The following is a 19129-nucleotide window of genomic DNA, read 5'->3' as shown; positions in this document are numbered from 1 at the left end:
GCCGGCCCTGAAATGAGCCGTCCCGCGCGGCACGTTATACTGCGGATCGCCTGACCTCGTGAGGAGCCGCCCCATGCCGACCGCCGCACGCCGCCCGATCACGATCTTCTCCGTGCTGGCCCTGCTGGTGCTGATGGTGGGCGGCGCGGGCGTGCTGATCTTCTCCAACCTGCGGCTCGACGGCTGGATGCGGGCGGGCGTCAAGGTGCCGCTGGGGCAGCCGTACACGGTTGATCTCGCGGCGGGCGACCACGTGGTGTTCTATGAGTCGCCGCTGGACACGCTGCCGCCCGACGGTCGGCACGTGCATCTGTTCGTGCTCGACGCCAACGGCGAGCGGGTGCGAGCTCATCACCGATCGGTGGGTCAGGACGATCCGGAGAACTACGGCCCGCGCACGCTCTTTCCGACCACGCGCGTGTATGGCAGGCCCCTGTGGGACGTGCGGATTCCCGCCGACGGCACCTACACCGTGCGCGTGGAGAACGACTTCGAGGAGCAGGACGCCGCCGCCGACCGCGTGGTGTTCGACAAGCCCGCGCCGCAGAGTTTCAGGGCCTTCAGCGAGTCGAATCGCCGCCTCACGCTCACGCTCGTGCTGGCCATCGGGGCGGTGGTGGTGGTGCTGTACATCATGCATGGGGTGACGCTGTCACGCCGCGCCCAGGTGAAGGCCGGCGCCCCCGCGCTCGTGCCGGCGGAGGATCGCTGAGGCGGGCATCCGCGAAAGGCGCGCGGCACCGTGATGACGCAGCAGACCGCATCGGACGCCATGATCGTCGAGGCGAGCATCGGCCGGCTCGAGGTTCGTCCCGCGCCGGACGGCTCGCTTCGCACCCGCTGGCTGCTGCCGGGTGACGACGAAAACGCGGCCGGCCGCGGCATGCCGACCGGCGCCGATGCGGCGCTGCTCGACGTGGCGGATCGTCTGCGCCGCGCGCTGGCCGGCGACGAGTCGGTCCGCTTCGACGATGTGCCCACGCCCGACGGGCCGCCCGCCTACCGCGCCTGCTGGGAGGCCTGCCGCCGCATCCCGCGCGGGCGGACGTGGTCGTACGCGCGGCTGGCGTCCGAGGCCGGACTCGGCCCGGGCGGCGCCCGCGTGGCGGGTCAGGCGATGCGGCGCAACCCGCTGCCGGTCATCATTCCCTGCCACCGCGTCGTCGCGGCGGACGGTCGTCTGCACGGCTTCGCGGGGTCGTCCGACGACGGCGGCGCCGCGCTCGCGCTCAAGGCCGCCCTGCTGCGCCTGGAGGCGGCGCCGATCGACCCGCTCTTCCCGTGACGGATCAATCTCGCCATTGAGTACGGCTCGCGGCGCAAGGTCCGTTGCGCACCGGCATTGGTGAGGGTGGGGAAACCGCCCGCTCACGACGACGTGCATAGCGGGGAAGTGCTCTCTTCCGCGCGGTCGAGTCCACCGCGCGCCCTCCGGTGGGGCGGGGTCGATCCTTCCGGGTCGGCCGCCGCCCCTTTTTCCATGCGTGATCCGGGGAATCGTGACGGGCGATCGGATTTCGAGCGGCCCCGCGCTTCCCGGCTCAACCGGACGGCCAATCGGTTCGATGCATCATCCGGGGTCCGCCATGCCGGAACTGGTGATTTCAACATTCGAAGGCGAGGCGCTTCTGCGGGTCAATCTCGCGGGGCGGGATGTGCTCACGCTGGGACGCTCCGATCGGTGCGATATCCGCCTGCGCGGAGCGGACGCCAGCCGCCACCACGCCGTGCTGGTGCGTGAGGGCGACCGCTGGATGCTCATCAACCTCAGCGCGGCTCGCGGCATGTATGACGATGAGCGGCCCGTGGATCGGGCGGTGATGCAGGAAGATCGTCCCATCCGCATCGGACGGGTGTACGCGTGGCTCATCGGCGCGGCGACGGCGTCGGACGCCCCGTGGTCGGACGCCGCCGCCACATGGGTCGGCGAGTCGTTCCGGGCGGTTGCATAGCCCGGTGTGGAGCACGGCCATGCCCATCCTCGTCATGACCGACGAATCGGATCGAACATTGGCTCGCATCGAGTTGTTCGGGCGACGAAAACTCACCTTCGGCCGGGGATTCGAGCGCGACCTGGTGATTGATGACCCCGCGGTGTCTCGCCTGCACGGCGTGCTCTACCGCGAGGGTGAGGATTGGTGCATCGCGGACGCCGGCTCGCGAACCGGAACCGTGGTGGATGGTGAGCGGGTGCGGTGGAAGCGACTGAAGCCGGGCCGAACGGCTCGTGTGGGCGGCGTACGGCTGCGGATTGAGTCCGATAACATTGATGTTGCTGAGTTCCCGCCTTTCATCGAGGAGGCGACGATCGAGAACGACGCGGATGGCGACCCGTCAGCCCGGACCTCCGCGTTTCTCAGTGAGCCGGACGACTTTCTGCCCATGACCGATGAAGAATCGTGAGGATGAGTTGGGGGTTTCTCCGAAGTGTGCTCTAAGTCCTTGTCAGAACGGGATTCGTGTGGCACAATGGGGTGACGCCGGGGTTCCCGGGAGCGCCTCGATCCACGCTTGACGCTCCGTTCGCTCATCACGGAGAACAAGGAATGTACGAGCTTCATGTCTGCTCTCGCAAGGGGGAAGTGCTTCGGCAGTTCGCCCTCGGCGATAAGCAGGAAGTGATCGTCGGCCGCGACGAGTCGTGCGACATCCGCATCAACGCCCAGTCCGTCTCGCGCGAGCACTGCTCGATCGAGGCCGAGGGCGATGACCTGATCGTCCGCGACCTCGGCTCCAAGGCCGGCATGAAGGTCAACGGCAGCCGTGTCGAAAAAGTCCGCGTGGAGGACGGGGTGGAGATCGAAGTCGGCCCGGCGGTGCTGAAGTTCTTCGACGCGGGACTCTGACCGGCTCGATTCCAGCGACGGTTCGAGTGACATGGCGCGCCGCCCGTGCATGACGTGCGCCTCAGGGATTTCCCGATCCTGACGCGCGCTGCTCAGCCGGAGCGGTTGTATCGCAGGTACACGCGGTTGCCGCGGTCGTTGTAGCACACTTCCGACATGTAGGCGCGCATGAGCATCAGGCCGCGCCCGGACGGAATCACGATGTTCTCATCCAGGGTCGGGTCCGGCACGGCATCGGGCACGAACCCGGAGCCCTCGTCCTCCACCTCGACCTCGACGGAGTCCGGGGTGACGCGATACGCCAGCGTGATGTGCTTGGCTGGGTCGTTCTGGTTCCCGTGGCGCAGGGCGTTGGAGAGGGCCTCCTCCAGCGCCAGACGCACGGCGAAGCACTCGGCGCGGCCCATGCCGCAGCACTCCACGTCGCGCATGATGCGCTGCAGGGCCGCCTCGACGTCGTCGCGCCTTGAGGGCAGCACCAGGCGCGCGGCATCGGGCGACATGAGACGCGTGCTCGAATGCATGTCGGAGGGGTCGCGAGGCGCGCGGATCACGCGAAGCTGGCCATCGCCTCGGGTGACGTCTCGTGGATGTGAAACATCTTGTTCAGACGGGTGATGACGAAGATTTCATAGATCTGAGGATCGATCTCCGCCAGGCGCAGCTGCCCGTCCTTGGCGCGCACCTTGTTGTTGATCGTGATCAGCGTGCCCAGGGCCGCGGAGGACAGGTGATCCACGTTCTTGAAGGAGATCAGAATCCTGGGCCGCGGCTGCGCATCAATCACCTGGCAGATGTCCTCGCCAATCTGCTGGATGTTCGCCTCGTCCAGGATATTGCGGTCCAGAAACTCGAACTTCGTCACGCCGTTCTGCTCGGTGACGTGAAGCCGTGAACCGGACGATTGCATGGGCGGGGCACTCCGTTGTGAACTGCTGGTGGTCCGTGTGCGCAAGCGTACCTTCCGCCCGCGATCCGGGCAACATGGTAGCCCTGAAAGCAGACGCTGAGAAAGAAAAGGGGCGGTCTTTCGACCGCCCCCTGTGGGCATCGTTCAACGAACCCTGACTGAATCAGTAGGCGCCGCCCAGGTTGTCAGCCAGACCGGGGAAGAGCAGATCCTCGTTCTCCTGCTGGATGATGATCTCGGGACGGATGAGAATCAGCAGCGTGCTCTCATCCTTGGACGTGACGCGGTTGGTGAAGAAGCGGTTGATGAACGGAATCTTGGAGAGAATCGGCACGCCCGTCTCCACCTCGACCTCGCGCACCAGGCGCTGGCCGCCGATCAGCATGGTGCCCTTGTCCGGCACGGTGGTCGTGGTGTTGATGAGGGCCACTTCCACGGTGGGCAGCGAGATCGACCCGGTGAAGGTGTTGGCCTGCCCGCCGCCGATCTGCCCGCCGCCGCCCGCGGCGCCGGAGAACTCCAGGGTGTCGATGGAGATGATGCTGCGCAGACCGGTGATGACGGTCAGCGTGACATAACGACGATCGGCGGACACCACGGCCTCAACGTCCAGCACCACGCCGTCGGTGAGCGTGTTGGTGATGGGGAAGAAGGCGCCGGAGTTGTCGCCCACCACGGGAACCAGCGAGGTCACGATGGCCTGCTGCGTGCCGACCAGCACCCAGGCGCGCTGGCCGTTGAACAGCGAAAGGCGCGGCGCGGTGAGCACCACGGAGCGCTTGTCGGCCTGGGTGGCCTCGATGAGCAGGTCCACCTGGATGTCGTCCAGGAACTGGATGCCCATCGACACCGCAGGGTTGCCCGTGAGCACGGTGCCCGCGAAGGAGTCAGCGCCGAAGCCGCCCAGCAGGTCAACGAGGTTCAGTGAATCCTGCGTGATGCCGAAGGGCGACCACCCCTTGGTGTTGCGGATGGGCGGACCGACCGGGCCGGTCACGTAGATGATGTTGGAGGGGTTGGTGGGGTCGGGAATGCCGAACTGAGCCCCGTGCGCCACCTGGTTCGCGAACTGATTGGTCCGAGTGAAGGAATCGAAGACCAGCGGATCCTTCAGCCGGCCGCGATTATCGAAGAAGTCGCCGGGCTGGAAGAGCGGATCGACCGCACGGGCCTGGTTGAACATGGTCTTGTTGGTGTTGAAGTACAGGTCCAAGTCGAACCCGATCTTCTCGAACCAGTTCATGTCCACCGTGAGGAACCGCGACTCGATGTTGATCTGCAGCGAACGGATCTCGCGCAGCTGGCTGAGGAGGCCTTCGATCTGCTGGTGGTTTCGCGGGGTCTGGGTGATGACCAGGTTGCCGCCCAGCTCATGGAGCACGCCGGTGTCGCCGCCGAAGTCCTTCCACGAGTCGGCGTCGATGTGCTGCTGAATGGTGGAGATGATGCCGTCGACGATCTCCTTGCGGGTGCGCCGCTCGGGGTCCTTGCCGCCCTCGCGGAAGACGTTGCCGTTGCGCGAGGACTCGGACCCGAACGCCTCGGACGAGCCGCTCACGCCCGTGCCCAGCCCGGCCTTGGCCATGGCGCTGCTGCGTGTGGCGTTGGCGGCGCGGGTCGCGGCCCCGCCGTTCAGAACCGCGTCCAGATCCATGACCGGCGCGTTGTCGAAGTAGGGCACCTCGAACAGCAGGTCGCGGATGTCATAGGTCAGCGTCACCACGTGCTTGCGGAGCTGGTCTTCGCTGGAGATGACCAGCATCCCGTCGCGCACGGCGTAACGGGGGCGCTGAATGTCATCGCCCAGTTGATCCAGCACGCGCGTCAGCACGGTCTGCGCCGTCACGTTGCGCAGGGCGGCCAGGTTCACGCGGTCGTTCGGCGACACGCCGATGAAGTCCAGCGACTTCCAGTCGGGGTGAATGTTGGACTGCGTCACGTTGCGCAGGTAGTCAAGCACCTGGGCGAAGGTCTGGCCCTGGAACTCGACGACCGGAAGCACCTGCTCGAAGGCCGCCGCCACGCGCCGGTTGGGCTCGTTGTCAACAAAGCCCGCGTCGGTGGTGCGACGGATGGAGAGCGAGGGCCAATCCTCGGGGTAGACCATGATGCCGGTCGTGGACTTCTTGCCCGGGCCGAAGTTCGGACGGGGCGGAACGACCGCCAGCCGGTTCTCCTGGAACTGGTAGGAGATGTTGAACTCACGCTCGCGCTCGCCAGCCAGGAAGTCCTGCCAGAGGGCGGCGGTCTGGATGGCGTCCTTCAGCGCCAAGGCGACGGGGTTGTCTTCCTCGAGGAAAAGCACCTGGTCGATGACCTGCAGCGCTTCATCGTACTTGCGAGCCAGCTGGAGCTCGCGCACGCGGGTCAGGTTCTGGTAGATCTGCTCCTGGCGACGACGACGATCGGCCTCGGCGGCCTCCTGGCGCTGACGCTCCAGGTCGGACGCGATCCGGGCCTGCTCCGCCTGGCGATAGGTGGCCTCGGCGCTGTCGATCTGGGCGACCAGGGCGCGGGCCGCCTCCATGCGCTCGGCGTGTTCGCCGGGCGTCAGCAGGGCGCGATTCTGGTTGAGGCGCACCTGCGCCGCCAGCACCGTGTTCTTGGCCTGGGTGAACTGGTTGCCGGCCAGGAGCTGACGGGCGTTGGCCATCGCGCCGTCGAACTCGGCGATGGTGGCCGCCTTCTGCGTGAGGATGTCACGCTCCACATCCTGCGTGGTGCCGCCCTGGTCCATGCGGGACAGCGCGGTGTTGAGCCCTGTCACGGCCTCCTCGTTGCCGGGCAGGTAGGTGAGCGCGGCACGGTATTCATCCGCCGCCTGGCTCCAACGACCGGCCTGCATGTGCTCACGAGCACGCGCCAGGGCGGCCTGTCCACGCTGCTCGTCGGTCATGGGCTCGTCCTGGGCGAACGCCGTGGGCTCGAAGCCCGGCATGACGGTCGCCGGCGCCGCCCACGCAGGGGTGGCGACCGTCACCATGCCGAGGCCGACGATGAACGCGGGAAGGCGGTGGCGATTCTCCAGCAGATTCATGCGTACCTCTCCAAGTTTCGCGATGACCGGGGCGTTGGTCGCATCGCACGATGAACACACGTGGGGTGCTTCCGGCGGCTCGCCACGGTGCGACGCCTGCCGAAACTTCACCCACCCTTCACGGGACAAGACCACAGACTACAGCCGCCTGAAAACGAACGCAAGGGGGTCGGCGACCCCAAGATTCCGATTCCTGACGCTTTCTGTCCCTGCCACGCAAGGTCACCCGGCTGAAGATCGGCCTCTCCGTTCTCCCCGCCGCACAGATTGCGCGGAACACCACCCCGGCCAAGACCGGGACCGTTACGGACGGATTCCGTGTCAAACGGGGGACGACGGCGGCGACCCGGCTGGCGTCAGACCGGCTGGGCCTGAAGACGATCCACGGTGTGCGCATCCAACGGGCGCCCCGTCCGCATCATCTCGATGAAGCAGTCGAACAGATACGCGGAATCATGCGGGCCGGGAGAGGCCTCCGGGTGGTACTGCACGCTGAAAATCGGCCTGGTCCGGTGTCGGAAGCCCGCCACCGTGCCGTCGTTCAGGTGCAAGTGGGTTACCTCGCACGTCTCAGGCGGGAGCGAATCAGGATCGACGCAGAACCCGTGGTTCTGACTGGTGATCTCCACCCGACCCGTCATCAGGTTTCGGATCGGCTGGTTGGCCCCGCGGTGGCCGAACTTGAGCTTGTAGGTCCGCGCCCCCATCGACAGCGCTAACAACTGATGCCCCAGGCAGATACCGAAGGTCGGCACCTCGCCGGCGATCTCCCGCAGCGTGGCGACGGTCGCCTCCACCGCCTCGGGATCGCCGGGACCGTTCGAGATGAACAACCCGTCGGGCTTCAGTGCCCGAATCTGGGCTGGCGGGGTGTCAAATGGGAGAATCGTGATGCGGCAGCCCCGCTCCGCCAGGTGGCGATAGATGTTTCGCTTGGCCCCGCAGTCGAGCGACACCACGTGAAACGCTCCCGGGGGAGCATCCGTGGCGACGCGGCCAGTCCATTCCCCGAGCCCCTCGCCCCATTCGCCCCGGCCCCTGGGGCTGACCACGCAAGCAAGGTTCTGCCCGCTCATCACGGGGGCGGCGTTGGCCATCGCCACCAGGTCGGCGTCGGTCCTGGTCGGGTCGCAGGAGATCACGCCTCGCATGGCTCCCCTGGTGCGGAGCCGGCGCACGAGGGCGCGCGTATCGATCCCCTCGATGCCGATCACGCCATGCTCCGCCAGCCAGGATGAGAGGTCGGTGTACGACCGATAGTTCGAGGGAACCCGGCTGAGCTCCCGGATCACGAACCCGGCAACCTGGGGTTTGCCGCTCTCGACATCCTCCCGCGAGATGCCGTAGTTGCCCACCTGCGTGGCGGTCATGGTGAGAATCTGCCCTGAATAACTGGGGTCGGTCAGGGCTTCCTGGTAGCCGCACATGGCGGTGTTGAAGACAACCTCGCCCGTCTGGCTGTGGGGAGACTGGCAGGCGCCGAACGCGGCGCCGTGAAACACCGTACCGTCCTCGAGTGCAAGGCGGGCGGCGGGCCGATCGGTCGTGGGCTTGTTCATCAAAGGTTGATGGTAGCCGGGGGCGGCACGCAAAGGAATCGAAAACGACGCAGGACGATACAGTGCTCCCGTGCCGCGTGATGCTGCTCCATCCTTGTTCACCAGCGCGGCGGACCTGCCGCCGGCGGGTTTCGCCCAGGTGGTCGTCGAGCGAGGCATCGACCGCTATCCCAACGGGTTGACCTACGCCATCCCGCCCGATCTGGCCGACCTGTCGCCGGGTGAGCGGGTGATGGTTCCACTCGGTCGGGGCGACAAACCCACGGTCGGTTACGTGACCGGGATCGAATCGGACCCCGATCGCCTGGGAAACGGCGAATCCGCCGCGCCGACGCGATACAAGTCGATCCTGTCGCGCGCCCCGGGGAGCCATCGACTCCCGTCGGAACTGAGCGACCTCGCCCGCTGGCTCAGCGCCTACTACTGCACGCCGCTGGGCATGGTCTTCGCCACCATGCTGCCTGGGGCGGTGAAGAAAGACGTGGGGCGGGTCACGAGGCACTTTGTCGATCTGCCCTCGCCGTCATCGAGCGCCGATGCGGGGCGCCCATCGGACGAGCCGGCGCGATCGCCCCGGCTCTCGAAGCATCAGCGTCGCGTGATCGAGGCGATGGCGACTCTGCCGGCCTGGGAGCGACCCATCGAAATGCACGCGCTGGCCGATCGCGCGGGGCTCAAGTCCATCGCGCCCATTCGCGCCCTGATCGACAGGGGACTGCTCACCCGCACGACGCGCACGGCGATCGAGGCCGGCTGGGCTGACGCGGCGGTGGATCGGTTCGTTCCTGACGCACTCACCCCCGACCAGCAGCGGGTCATCGACTCGATCGGCGCCGTGTTGCCGCGCGGCTTCTCCACGCATCTCATCCAGGGGGTCACCGGCTCGGGCAAGACCGAGGTCTACATTCGTCTCATCGAGCAAGCCGTTGCGTCGGGCAAGACGGCGCTGATGCTGGTGCCGGAGATTGCGCTCACGCCCCAGACGGGCGGGCGGCTGATCGGCCGGTTCCTGCACCACCGCGTCGCCGTGCTGCACTCGGGCCTGACCGCCGCGCAGCGAAACCAGCAGTGGAACCTGGTCGCCGAAGGCCACGCCCAGATCGTGCTGGGGGCGCGGTCGGCGGTCTTCGCGCCGATTCCTGATGCACGGCTGGGGCTCATCATCGTCGATGAGGAGCACGACAGTTCATACAAGCAGGACCAACTCCCGCGGTACCACGGCCGGGACGTGGCGATCCGGCGGGGTCAGATCGCGGGCTGTCCCGTGGTGCTGGGCAGCGCGACGCCGTCGCTGGAATCATGGCACAACGCCACCGTGCGCGGCGCCTTCACATTGCACCGGCTTCCCACGCGCGTGCCGGGCACGATGATGCCCTCGGTGAAGATCGTGGACTTCCGCGCCCAGATGCGGATGCGTCGTGATTCCCGGCACGTTCACCTGATCGGACCGCTGCTGGAGCAGGAGCTCCGCCGCACCGTCGATGAGGGTTTTCAGGCGATCATCCTGCTCAACCGGCGCGGCTTCGCCAACTACGTGGCCTGCCCGGATCACGGCTGCGGGTGGATCATGGAATGCGACCAGTGCGACGCCCCGATGGTGATGCACCGCGACCTGAGCATTCCCGCGGGCGGCTACCTGCGCTGCCATCACTGCCAGAGCGAGCAGCGCCTGCCGCGCGACTGCCCGCAGTGCGGCAGGAAGATCGTCAACTTCGGACTGGGCACGCAGCGCGTGGAGGAGGAGCTGGGCTCGATGCTGCCCTCGCTGACGGTCGGGCGGGACATCGTGCGCGTGGACTCGGACACCATGCACGGCGCATCATCGTTCCACGACGTGCTGGGACGCTTCGCCCGGCGCGAGATCACGGTGCTGGTCGGCACCCAGATGATCGCCAAGGGGCTGGATTTTCCGGGCGTGCGCCTGGTGGGGGTCATCAACGCCGACACCTCGATCAACCTGCCCGACTTCCGGGCGTCCGAGCGGACGTTTCAACTTGTCAGCCAGGTGGCGGGACGGGCCGGTCGAGGGAGCGAGCCGGGACGCGTGGTGGTGCAGAGTTTCCAGCCGGACGCGCTCCCCATCCGGCTGGCAGCCAGGCACGACTACGAGGGCTTCGCCAAGGCGGAACTGGCCATCCGCGAGCGAAATGGGCTGCCGCCGACGACTCGACTGGCCCGCATTGTGGTGCGGGATGAAGACCTGGCGGAGGCGGTCGCCTCCGCCAACGCCCTGGCGGTTCATCTGCGCAGCCGCGCTCCGGAAGGGGTTCGGGTGCGCGGCCCATCCCCCTGCCCGATTTCGCGGATCGCCGGCTTCCACCGGCAGCAGGTGGAGGTGCTGGCCTCATCGCCCGGCACGCTGCAACGCCTGCTGACCGACGCCCGCAACGCCGGGCTGCTGGTGGCGGACGCCCGCACCGCAGTGGATGTGGACCCCGTGGCGCTGCTGTGACCCAAGGGATCAGCGGTCCAGGCGTCCAATGGCGGAGGCGTCCAGTGGCACGGGCGTCCCGCCTGTGTTCCTCATCCCGGCACGCCACCGACAGGTTCTCCCCAGCGTCGTCTTTTTTCAGGAATCGACTAGAATCGCTCATCAGGAAGCAGCGCCCCGCGTGGCGCGGAGTTCATCATGCCCATCGAGCGGCCCGACATGTCCGTCAACGGATGGAACGCCGAGTTCATTGAGACCCAGTATCAACGCTGGACAGCCGATCCGGGGAGCGTCGATGAGCCCTGGAGGCAGTTCTTCCAGGGATTCGACCTCGGCGTGCGCGCCGCCGGCGAGCGTCCGGCGCCCGATGCCGCCGGTATTGGCGGCGGGCGGCTGACGGGGTCGTCGATCGACGTGGCCCACACCAAGCAGGGTCGCGTTGATTCGCTCATCTACCACTACCGCGACATCGGGCACCTGGCCGCCCAGCTTGATCCGCTGGGCGTGGAGCGCCCCTTCCCCGAGCAGCTCACGCTCGAGTCCTTCGGGCTGACCGACGCCGACCTGGAGGAATATTTCGACCCCGGCCACCTGCCCATCGACAACCCCTCCCGGCTCAAGGACATCATCCGGGTGCTGGAGGACACGTACTGCCGCGTCATCGGCGTGGAGTACATGCACATCCAGGACCGCGAGCAGCGCCGCTGGCTGCAGAAGCGCATGGAGACCGTCCGCAACCGACCGGCGGTGGAGAAGGAGCACAAGGTCCGCTTCCTGCGGTCGCTGCTCAAGGCCACGGCGCTGGAGGTCTTCCTGGATACCCGCTACAAGGGTAAGAAGTGGTTTTCGCTGTCGGGCGGCGAGTCGCTCATCCCCATGCTGGATGAGATCGTCGAACTCGGCCCGCTCAACGGCGTCGAGGAATACACCCTGGGCATGGCCCACCGCGGCCGCGCCAGCGTGCTCGTCAACATCTTCAATCGCTCCTACGACCAGCTCTTCACCGATTTCGAGGAAACGTGGGTGGAGGACTACGTCGAGGGCGGCGGCGACGTGAAGTACCACCGGGGGTATTCCTGCGACCGCGTCACCTCCACCGGACACTCGGTCCACCTGACGATGGCCAGCAATCCCTCGCACCTGGAGTTCGTCAACCCCGTGGTGCTGGGCCGATGCCGCGCCAAGCAACGGCTTCGCAGGAATGAAGCCCAGCGTGATAAGGTGGTGCCGATCCTGATGCACGGCGACGCCGCTTTCGCCGGGCAGGGCATCGTGGCCGAGTGCTTCAACATGATGTCGCTGCGCGGCTACACCGTGGGCGGCACCATCCACATCGTCATCAACAACCAGCTGGGCTTCACCACCGACCCCGAGGACGGCCGCAGCGGTCGCTATTGCACCGACGTCGCCAAGATGGTCGAGGCGCCCATCTTCCATGTCAACGGCGACGATCCGGAGGCCTGCGCCTTCGTGGCCCGGCTGGCCCTCGAGTACCGCCAGACCTTCCACAATGACGTGGTCATCGACCTGTGGTGCTACCGCAAGTACGGGCACAACGAAGCGGACGAGCCCGCCTTCACGCAGCCGCTCATGTACGAGCGCATCGAGAAGAAGATCCCCGTGGCCGAGGTCTATGCCGAGCGGCTGGCGAAGGAAGGCGTCATGTCCCGCGCCGAGAGCGACGCCCTGCGCGAGGAAATGCGCGCCGAGATGGACGTGGCCCAGACGCGCACGAAGGAGAAGCCGGTCGATCCCGCCGTTGACCCCTTCTCCGGCATCTGGTCTGGGCTGACCAACGCCTATTCGCACGAACCGGCCCCGACCGCCGCGCCGCTGGAGTCCCTCAGGCAGGTCGGCGCCGCTCTGGGGGCTGTGCCGGAGGGATTCAACCCCCACCGCAAACTGGCGAAACTCCTTCAGCAGCGCGGCGCCGCGGTGGGGGAGGACGCGCCCCTCGACTGGGCCATGGGCGAACTGCTCGCCTACGGCACGCTGCTGCTCGAGGGCCACGCCGTGCGCCTGACTGGGCAGGACGTGGAGCGCGGCACCTTCTCCCACCGACACGCGGTGCTCACCGACACGCGCACCGGTCGTCAGCACACGCCGCTCAACGCCATCGCGCCCAACCAGGCGAAGTTCTGCATCCACAACAGCCCGCTTTCCGAGCAGTCGTGCGTGGGGTACGAGTATGGCTACTCGCTGGCCGACCCCAAGATGCTCATCATCTGGGAAGCGCAGTTCGGCGACTTCGCCAACGGGGCGCAGGTGATGATCGACCAGTTCATCGCCTCCGCCGAGTTCAAGTGGCAGCGTCACTCCGGGCTGGTGCTGCTGCTGCCCCACGGGTGCGAAGGACAGGGGCCGGAGCACTCCTCCGCGCGGCTGGAGCGCTTCCTGCAGCTCTGCGCCGACAACAACATGCAGGTGGCGCAGCCCACCACGCCGGCGCAGATCTTCCACCTGCTGCGACGACAGCTCAAGCGGCCCTTCCGCAAGCCGCTCATCGTGATGACGCCCAAGAGCATGCTCCGCCACAAGGAGGCCGTCAGCCCCGTGCGGGAACTGGTCTCCGGGCGCTTCCACGAGGTGCTGGATGACCCGTCGATCAGCCGTCCCGCGGACGTGACGCGACTGATCCTCTGCTCCGGCAAGATCTACTACGAACTCAAATCCGAGCGGGAGACCGCCGGACGCGCGGACGTGGCGCTGGTGCGGCTGGAGCAGGTCTACCCCTTCCCCACCCAGGTTCTCCGCGACATCCTGGCGCGCTACCGCAACGCCCGCGAGGTGCTGTGGGTGCAGGAGGAGACGAAGAACGGCGGCGCGTATCGCTTCGTCGAGGCCGCCCTGCGGGAGGAACTGAACGTGTCGGTCGGCTACGTGGGGCGCGACGCCAGCCCCTCGCCCGCGGTGGGTTCCAGCAAGATGCACGCCGAGGAGCAGGCCGACATCCTGGCCCGTGCGCTTGCCCCCACCGAACCGGTGATCGCCGCCAAGACCGGCGCCGGCGCGTCGGAGCCGCACGCGATCTCCGCGGCGCGATGAACGAAGCAACGGACCCGGTGATCCGGCGACAGAAAGGACTCCCCGCTCATGCCCGTCGATGTCACGATTCCGTCCCTCGGCGAGTCGATCACCGAAGTGGTGCTCACCAAGTGGCACAAGTCCACGGGTGACTACGTGGAGAAGGACGAACCGCTCTACGAGATCGAGTCGGACAAGATCACGACTGACGTTCCCTCCGCCGACGCCGGCGTCATCACCGTCATCGCGGCGCCGGGGTCGGAACTGCCCATCGGCGCCGTGGTCGCCTCGATCGACACGGCGGCGGCGAAGCCCAGGGCAGGCGCGGCGAGTGTGGGTGGCGTGGGGGCCGTGGGGGGCGCGGCCGCGACGGCCGTTGTCGCCGCCGGCTCATCCACGCCGAGCGCGTCGTCCAGCGCCGTTGCCGTCGCCAACGGCGAGCCGGATGCGGGCGTGCGGGCCACGTCCGTGGCGCGCAAAATCGCCGAGGAGCGCGGGATCGACCTGGGCGGCGTGCGCGGCACCGGCCCGGGCGGTCGTGTGACCAAGGACGATGTTCTCAACGCCAAGACGACGCCGGTCGCGGCCATCGCCGAGCCGAAGGTGAAGCCCGCCGCCGCGCACGGGTCGGAGACACGTCCCGTCGCACACGGCTCGGAGAACCGCGCCGACACCCGCGAGAAGATGTCCAAGCTGCGGCAGCGCATCGCCGAGCGGCTGGTGTACGCCAAGAACACCACCGCCATGCTCACCACCTTCAACGAAGCCGACATGACCAACGTCATGGCGCTTCGTTCGCGCTTCAAGGAGCAGTTCGAGAAGAAGCACGGCGTGGGGCTGGGCCTGATGTCCTTCTTCGTCAAGGCGGCCTGCTCGGCGCTGGCGAAGTATCCGCGCATCAACGCCTACATCGAGGAGGATTCGATCGTCCACCACAACTACGTGGACCTGTCGATCGCGGTGAGCACGGACAAGGGGCTGACGGTGCCCATCATCAGGGACGCGCACCTGCTCTCCTTCGCCGACATCGAGAAGGCGGTGCGAGACCTGGCCGCACGGGCCCGCGACGGCAAACTCACGCTCGACGAACTGCAGGGCGGCACGTTCACCATCACCAACGGCGGCGTGTTCGGCTCGCTCATGGCCACGCCCATCCTCAACCCGCCCCAGTCAGCCATCCTGGGCATGCACGCCATCAAGAAGCGCGCCGTGGAAGACCCCGACCACCCCGGCCAGATCGCGCTAAGGCCCATGATGTACCTGGCGCTGTCGTACGACCACCGCATTGTCGATGGCGCGGAGTCGGTGGGCTTCCTCGTCCACGTGAAGGAGTGCATCGAGCACCCCGAGCGGATGATGTTTGATGTGTGAGGCGCCTGCGCGACCTGATACTCCTTCTTTCCTCGGGAGAGGGCCGGGGTGGGGGCTCTTCGGTGTCGCAAGCGGTCAGTGTGGCCGCCGGCCAGCATTGACAGTCAGGGTTGATCGTCGTCGATGGTTGCGACGATCTCATCGAGCCGCGCACGAAGGGCGTCCGGCAGCGACGCACGGACCGACTCGTCAATCAACCCGACTCGCGCCAGGTCGGCGATGTGAACGCGGTCGATGTCGCGCAGCGAAGTCAGTTTCATCCGCACCAGCGCGGGCAGATCGAGCACCGAGAACCCCTGCGGATCGGTCACCGATTCGCTCACCATCGGCGCGGGGCAGGCGTAGCTCGGGCGGACCAACTCGCCAGCCCAGATGAGGTGAACGCCCGCCCTGCGGCTCGGCTCCTCGGGGTCGATGAACATCACCAGCGATCGCAGGTCCTCGCGCTCGAATCCGAGCGTCTTCATTACCCGCGTGATGGGTTCCAGATCGCGCCGGTTGACGAGGAGATCGACGTCCTTGGTGGTCCGCGTCGCGCTCGGGTCGGCCCGGCTCACCCACGCCGCCACCGCGTTGCCGCCCACCACGGCGTAGGGGATGCCCTCGCGCCCCAGCGCGCCGGTCACTTCCCGCAATCGACGCTCGACGCGATCCACCGCCATCACGAATGCTCGGTAGGAGGTGAGGGACATTCCAAGGATTCTACGCGGCGGGATGTTGACACCAGCATTTCGGAAACGCTTCCGTACTCCGGGCTGGCGATCGTTTCACTCAATCCCCTCATAAAACCCCCACGACGGCTCAAACTCACGGGAGAGCGGAACATCCGGCATGAGCGACGCCCGCACCATCTCCACCGGAATCGGGCCGAGACGCAGGATGGCGTCGTGAAACTGACGGTTCGTCATCTTCCCTGACGCGACCAGTTCCTTGTGCAGGGCGCGGAACTGCAGCCCCCCGAGCATATACGCCGCCTGGTAGAGCGGACCGTAGTCACCGCTCACCGACCGCCGCACTTCCGCCTCGGCGTGGATCGGCTCGTGGCCCACGTTCTCGATGAGGTAGTCGATGCACTGCTGCGCGGTCATCTGTTCGAGGTGGAATGAGAGCGAGAACACGATGCGGGCGCAGCGGTGCATGCGCCAGAACAGCATGCCGATGCGCTGCTCGGGCGTGGATGCAAAGTCCAGATCCCACAGCAGCATTTCCCAGTAGAGCGCCCAGCCCTCGATCCAGAACGGCGTTCGGAACAGCTGCCGGTGCGTGCTGTAACGGTCGGTCATGAACCCCTGCAGGTGGTGGCCTGGGATCAGTTCATGATGCACCACGGCGCGGCAGAAGTACGGGTTGTTGCCGCGCATCGACATGAGCTTGTCCTTGTGGCTCATGGCGTTGGTCGGGTAGGACACGATGATCGACTCGCCCCCCAGGAAATACGGGCTCACCTTCTGCCGCTCCGGCGACATCATCTCCATCCGCCACCCTTCCTTGGCCAGGTCGGGCACGGTGAGCAGGTCGCGCGATTCGACGAACTCGATGGCCTCCAGCGCCTGCCTGCGGATCAACTCTGGCTGCTCGCCCGGCTGCACGTGCAGCGTTTTGACGTGCTCCAGCGCCGCGTGCCAGTCCTCGCCGTGCCCCAGTTCGTTCGCGGCCTTCTTCATCTCGCGCAGGCACCATTCGTGCTCGCGCCGCGCGATCTCGACGAGTTGCTCGGGCGTGAAGCGGATCATCTCGAACCGCAGCGCGTCGATCAGCGCCTCCCGCCCGATCGGATCGCCGATGATGGCGTCCCCGTCATCCGCGCCGACCCCCGCCAGCGTGCCGCGCACGAACCGCGCGTAACCCTGCAGCGCCCGCTCGGCGTCGGCGTACGGCTCGGCGGCCCACCAGGTGAAGAGCGGGTCGTAGCCGTCGTAGTACCGGTACCACTCTCGCAGGGTGCGCTGCAGCGATTCCGCCAGGCGGGCCGCCCGGTTGGCGGCGGTGGGCTTGATTCCCGACCCACCTTCGTGCTTGGACCGCTCCGTCCAGTGCTTCTGCGCCGCTTCGATCGCCTCGGTCAGTCCCGCGAGCGTGGTCGCCGCCTCGCTCGGGTTGAGCGGATCCATCCGCCGCCGCGCTTCCTCCAGGCCGACGATCGTGGGCGCGAACGGCAGCAGCGGCGCAACTTCCTCGTGGCGTCGCTGCTCATGCTCGAGTTCCCTTGCCGCGCGGGCGACTTCGTACGACAGCAGCACGTGATCAACCTGACCGGCGCGGTCGAGTCGCTCGAACTCGACGGCGTCGAGCCGCTCGCGCCACGATGCGAAGTATGCCGCCAGGCGTTCACGACGTTCGCCGGACATCGGCACCGGGTACTTGCGTTCGAGCAGTTTCAGGTCTGTCGCATACCGCTCGACGAGCGCCCGCATCGGCGAGAGGGATGCATCGAGGTCATCGCCCTTCGCTTGCGGCGGCACGGCGGCCATCAGCGCCGACGCCAGCACGATCCACAGGATGCTCGGGACGACCGCGCAGCCGCGGCCACGGAACTTGGTCATCTGGCCCATGCCCGCAGGATATCACATCAATCGCCGCCGCCGCGATCACGATCGGGGCACGGCCCATGGGAGATGATCCAGGTCCACGTTCCCCCCCGACAGGATCACGCCGATCGAATCGATCCCGTCGAGCGACCGGAACGCCTCCGACAGGATCGCCGCCACCGGCGCCGCGCTGGACGGCTCGATGATGATCTTCATCCGCTCCCACACCAGTCGCATGGCGCGGATGATCTCGTCGTCGGTGACCGTGAAGATCCGTTCCAGGTGCGTCGAGATGATGCCGAACGTCCGCTCGCTGAGCGAGGTGAGCAGCCCGTCGGCGATGGTCCTCGGCCCGGTCTGGGGGATCAGCCGCCCCGCCGCCAGCGAGCGCGCCGCGTCATCCGCCCCGGCGGGCTCGGCGCCGAAGAGGCGGATCGGCTGGCGGGTGGTGGTTGATGACTGACACCCACGGACGGCGAGGCACGTGCCCGACATCAGCCCCCCGCCGCCCACCGGCGCGATGATGGCGTCCAGCCCGCGCCCCTCGCCCCCCGGGAGAGGGGCCGGGGGTGAGGGGAAAGACGCTCCCTCACGGTCGCGGCTCATGTTCTTGATGCCTTGATGGCTCGGTCCCTCGATGCCTTGAAGCGCCGATGCCTGCTCCATCAACTCCAGCACACACGTCCCCTGCCCGGCGATCACGTCCGGGTGGTCGTACGGATGAATCAGCGTCGCCCCGGTGCGGGCGATCACCTCCGCCGCGGCGGACTCGCGGGCGGCAAGCGTCGGTTCGCACTCGTAGATCATTGCGCCATAGCCGGCCACGGCCCGCTTCTTCACGGCCGGCGCGGTGCGCGGCATGACGATGTGCGCCGCGATTCCACGCAACCTCGCCGCCAGCGCCAGCGCCTGGGCGTGGTTGCCGGACGAGTGCGTCACCACACCCCGCGCCGCGATCTCCGGGGGCAGTTTCATCACCGCGTTGCACGCCCCCCGGAACTTGAATGCTCCCACGCGCTGGAAGTTCTCGCACTTGAAGAACACACGACGACCCGCCAACTCATCCACGGTGCGGCAGGTCATCACCGGCGTGCGATGGGCGTATGACGCGAGGCGATCCCGCGCGGCGAGAATGTCGGTGAACGAAACGCCCGATTCGATGATGGTCATGGTGCTCCCACCAGCGCGGCATGCGCCGCGTGGCCAATCTTCCCCGGCTGCCAGCCAGAAGTCACTTCCGTGCACCCCAGTGTGCCACGGCCGTCTCGGCCGTGGCGCGTGCCGGCGGTGCAAGGCGGGCCCTGTGTTCAAGTCCTGATTCGATGCTCCACCGAAGGGCGCCGCCCACTCGAACGCGGGATGACACCCGCACGGCTCTCAGAGCCGTGACACGCCAAATCGGTGGACTCCCTGAACCGCGGCC

15 protein-coding genes are annotated in these 19129 nt (G+C 67.2%); 8 read left to right on the top strand and 7 right to left on the bottom strand.

Annotation, left to right across the window (positions count from 1 at the left end; genetic code table 11):
• Positions 1 to 73 precede the first annotated feature (73 nt).
• From HRU76_08550 to HRU76_08530, 5 genes are all read left to right on the top strand, one after another.
• Positions 74 to 712 carry a hypothetical protein gene (locus tag HRU76_08550; protein QOJ17630.1) on the top strand — a complete coding sequence of 213 codons (639 nt, stop codon included), beginning with the start codon at positions 74 to 76 and terminating at the stop codon, positions 710 to 712.
• Between the two features lie 33 nt (positions 713 to 745).
• Positions 746 to 1285, top strand: coding sequence for an MGMT family protein (locus tag HRU76_08545; protein QOJ17629.1), 540 nt, complete (start codon positions 746 to 748; stop codon positions 1283 to 1285).
• Between the two features lie 280 nt (positions 1286 to 1565).
• Positions 1566 to 1952 carry an FHA domain-containing protein gene (locus tag HRU76_08540; protein QOJ17628.1) on the top strand — a complete coding sequence of 129 codons (387 nt, stop codon included), beginning with the start codon at positions 1566 to 1568 and terminating at the stop codon, positions 1950 to 1952.
• Positions 1953 to 1971: 19 nt separating this feature from the next.
• The gene (locus HRU76_08535) at positions 1972 to 2403 is read left to right on the top strand and encodes an FHA domain-containing protein (protein QOJ17627.1); all 432 of its coding nucleotides are present in this window, start codon (positions 1972 to 1974) and stop codon (positions 2401 to 2403) included.
• 143 nt (positions 2404 to 2546) lie between these two features.
• Positions 2547 to 2846: an FHA domain-containing protein gene (locus tag HRU76_08530; GenBank protein ID QOJ17626.1), complete on the top strand. Its 300-nt coding sequence runs from the start codon at positions 2547 to 2549 to the stop codon at positions 2844 to 2846.
• Positions 2847 to 2938: 92 nt separating this feature from the next.
• Here the strand turns inward: HRU76_08530 and HRU76_08525 are convergent, their stop codons facing one another.
• The 4 genes from HRU76_08525 to carA form a co-directional block, all read right to left on the bottom strand.
• Positions 2939 to 3349: an ATP-binding protein gene (locus HRU76_08525; GenBank protein ID QOJ17625.1), complete on the bottom strand. Its 411-nt coding sequence runs from the start codon at positions 3347 to 3349 to the stop codon at positions 2939 to 2941.
• 47 nt (positions 3350 to 3396) lie between these two features.
• Positions 3397 to 3756: an STAS domain-containing protein gene (locus HRU76_08520; GenBank protein QOJ17624.1), complete on the bottom strand. Its 360-nt coding sequence runs from the start codon at positions 3754 to 3756 to the stop codon at positions 3397 to 3399.
• A gap of 163 nt (positions 3757 to 3919) precedes the next feature.
• Positions 3920 to 6793 (bottom strand): hypothetical protein, encoded by a 2874-nt coding sequence (locus HRU76_08515; protein ID QOJ17623.1) that lies wholly within the window; start codon positions 6791 to 6793, stop codon positions 3920 to 3922.
• A gap of 356 nt (positions 6794 to 7149) precedes the next feature.
• Complete coding sequence (gene carA, locus HRU76_08510) at positions 7150 to 8352, bottom strand: glutamine-hydrolyzing carbamoyl-phosphate synthase small subunit (protein ID QOJ17622.1); 1203 nt, start codon at positions 8350 to 8352, stop codon at positions 7150 to 7152.
• 70 nt (positions 8353 to 8422) lie between these two features.
• On the opposite strand from carA, the gene priA reads away from it, so the two are divergent.
• The 3 genes from priA (at position 8423) to odhB (ending at position 15178) form a co-directional block, all read left to right on the top strand.
• Positions 8423 to 10804: a primosomal protein N' gene (gene priA / locus HRU76_08505; GenBank protein QOJ17621.1), complete on the top strand. Its 2382-nt coding sequence runs from the start codon at positions 8423 to 8425 to the stop codon at positions 10802 to 10804.
• 198 nt (positions 10805 to 11002) lie between these two features.
• Entirely contained in the window at positions 11003 to 13828 is a 2826-nt protein-coding gene (locus HRU76_08500) for a 2-oxoglutarate dehydrogenase E1 component (protein QOJ19143.1), read from the top strand.
• A gap of 48 nt (positions 13829 to 13876) precedes the next feature.
• Positions 13877 to 15178, top strand: coding sequence for a 2-oxoglutarate dehydrogenase complex dihydrolipoyllysine-residue succinyltransferase (gene odhB, locus HRU76_08495; protein ID QOJ17620.1), 1302 nt, complete (start codon positions 13877 to 13879; stop codon positions 15176 to 15178).
• 104 nt (positions 15179 to 15282) lie between these two features.
• Here the strand turns inward: odhB and HRU76_08490 are convergent, their stop codons facing one another.
• The 3 genes from HRU76_08490 to HRU76_08480 form a co-directional block, all read right to left on the bottom strand.
• A complete protein-coding gene (locus HRU76_08490; protein ID QOJ17619.1) occupies positions 15283 to 15870 on the bottom strand; it encodes a nucleotidyltransferase family protein in 588 nt (195 codons plus the stop codon).
• Positions 15871 to 15945: 75 nt separating this feature from the next.
• Complete coding sequence (locus tag HRU76_08485; GenBank protein QOJ17618.1) at positions 15946 to 17721, bottom strand: DUF885 family protein; 1776 nt, start codon at positions 17719 to 17721, stop codon at positions 15946 to 15948.
• 45 nt (positions 17722 to 17766) lie between these two features.
• Complete coding sequence (locus tag HRU76_08480; GenBank protein ID QOJ17617.1) at positions 17767 to 18876, bottom strand: pyridoxal-phosphate dependent enzyme; 1110 nt, start codon at positions 18874 to 18876, stop codon at positions 17767 to 17769.
• Positions 18877 to 19129: the final 253 nt, after the last annotated feature.

The organism is Phycisphaeraceae bacterium (assembly GCA_015709595.1).
Lineage (GTDB): Bacteria > Planctomycetota > Phycisphaerae > Phycisphaerales > SM1A02 > CAADGA01.
This window is presented reverse-complemented; position numbering and strand designations above follow the sequence as displayed.

What these genes read in the sequence shown, in the direction of transcription:
- HRU76_08535 (QOJ17627.1), top strand. Translation starts at nt 1,972, where the DNA reads ATGCCCATCCTCGTCATGACCGACGAATCGGATCGAACATTGGCTCGC.
- HRU76_08545 (QOJ17629.1), top strand. Translation starts at nt 746, where the DNA reads ATGACGCAGCAGACCGCATCGGACGCCATGATCGTCGAGGCGAGCATC.
- HRU76_08515 (QOJ17623.1), bottom strand. Translation starts at nt 6,793, where the DNA reads ATGAATCTGCTGGAGAATCGCCACCGCCTTCCCGCGTTCATCGTCGGC.
- HRU76_08540 (QOJ17628.1), top strand. Translation starts at nt 1,566, where the DNA reads ATGCATCATCCGGGGTCCGCCATGCCGGAACTGGTGATTTCAACATTC.
- HRU76_08500 (QOJ19143.1), top strand. Translation starts at nt 11,003, where the DNA reads ATGTCCGTCAACGGATGGAACGCCGAGTTCATTGAGACCCAGTATCAA.
- HRU76_08530 (QOJ17626.1), top strand. Translation starts at nt 2,547, where the DNA reads ATGTACGAGCTTCATGTCTGCTCTCGCAAGGGGGAAGTGCTTCGGCAG.
- HRU76_08550 (QOJ17630.1), top strand. Translation starts at nt 74, where the DNA reads ATGCCGACCGCCGCACGCCGCCCGATCACGATCTTCTCCGTGCTGGCC.
- HRU76_08480 (QOJ17617.1), bottom strand. Translation starts at nt 18,876, where the DNA reads ATGACCATCATCGAATCGGGCGTTTCGTTCACCGACATTCTCGCCGCG.
- odhB (QOJ17620.1), top strand. Translation starts at nt 13,877, where the DNA reads ATGCCCGTCGATGTCACGATTCCGTCCCTCGGCGAGTCGATCACCGAA.
- HRU76_08490 (QOJ17619.1), bottom strand. Translation starts at nt 15,870, where the DNA reads ATGTCCCTCACCTCCTACCGAGCATTCGTGATGGCGGTGGATCGCGTC.
- carA (QOJ17622.1), bottom strand. Translation starts at nt 8,352, where the DNA reads ATGAACAAGCCCACGACCGATCGGCCCGCCGCCCGCCTTGCACTCGAG.
- HRU76_08525 (QOJ17625.1), bottom strand. Translation starts at nt 3,349, where the DNA reads ATGTCGCCCGATGCCGCGCGCCTGGTGCTGCCCTCAAGGCGCGACGAC.
- HRU76_08485 (QOJ17618.1), bottom strand. Translation starts at nt 17,721, where the DNA reads ATGACCAAGTTCCGTGGCCGCGGCTGCGCGGTCGTCCCGAGCATCCTG.
- HRU76_08520 (QOJ17624.1), bottom strand. Translation starts at nt 3,756, where the DNA reads ATGCAATCGTCCGGTTCACGGCTTCACGTCACCGAGCAGAACGGCGTG.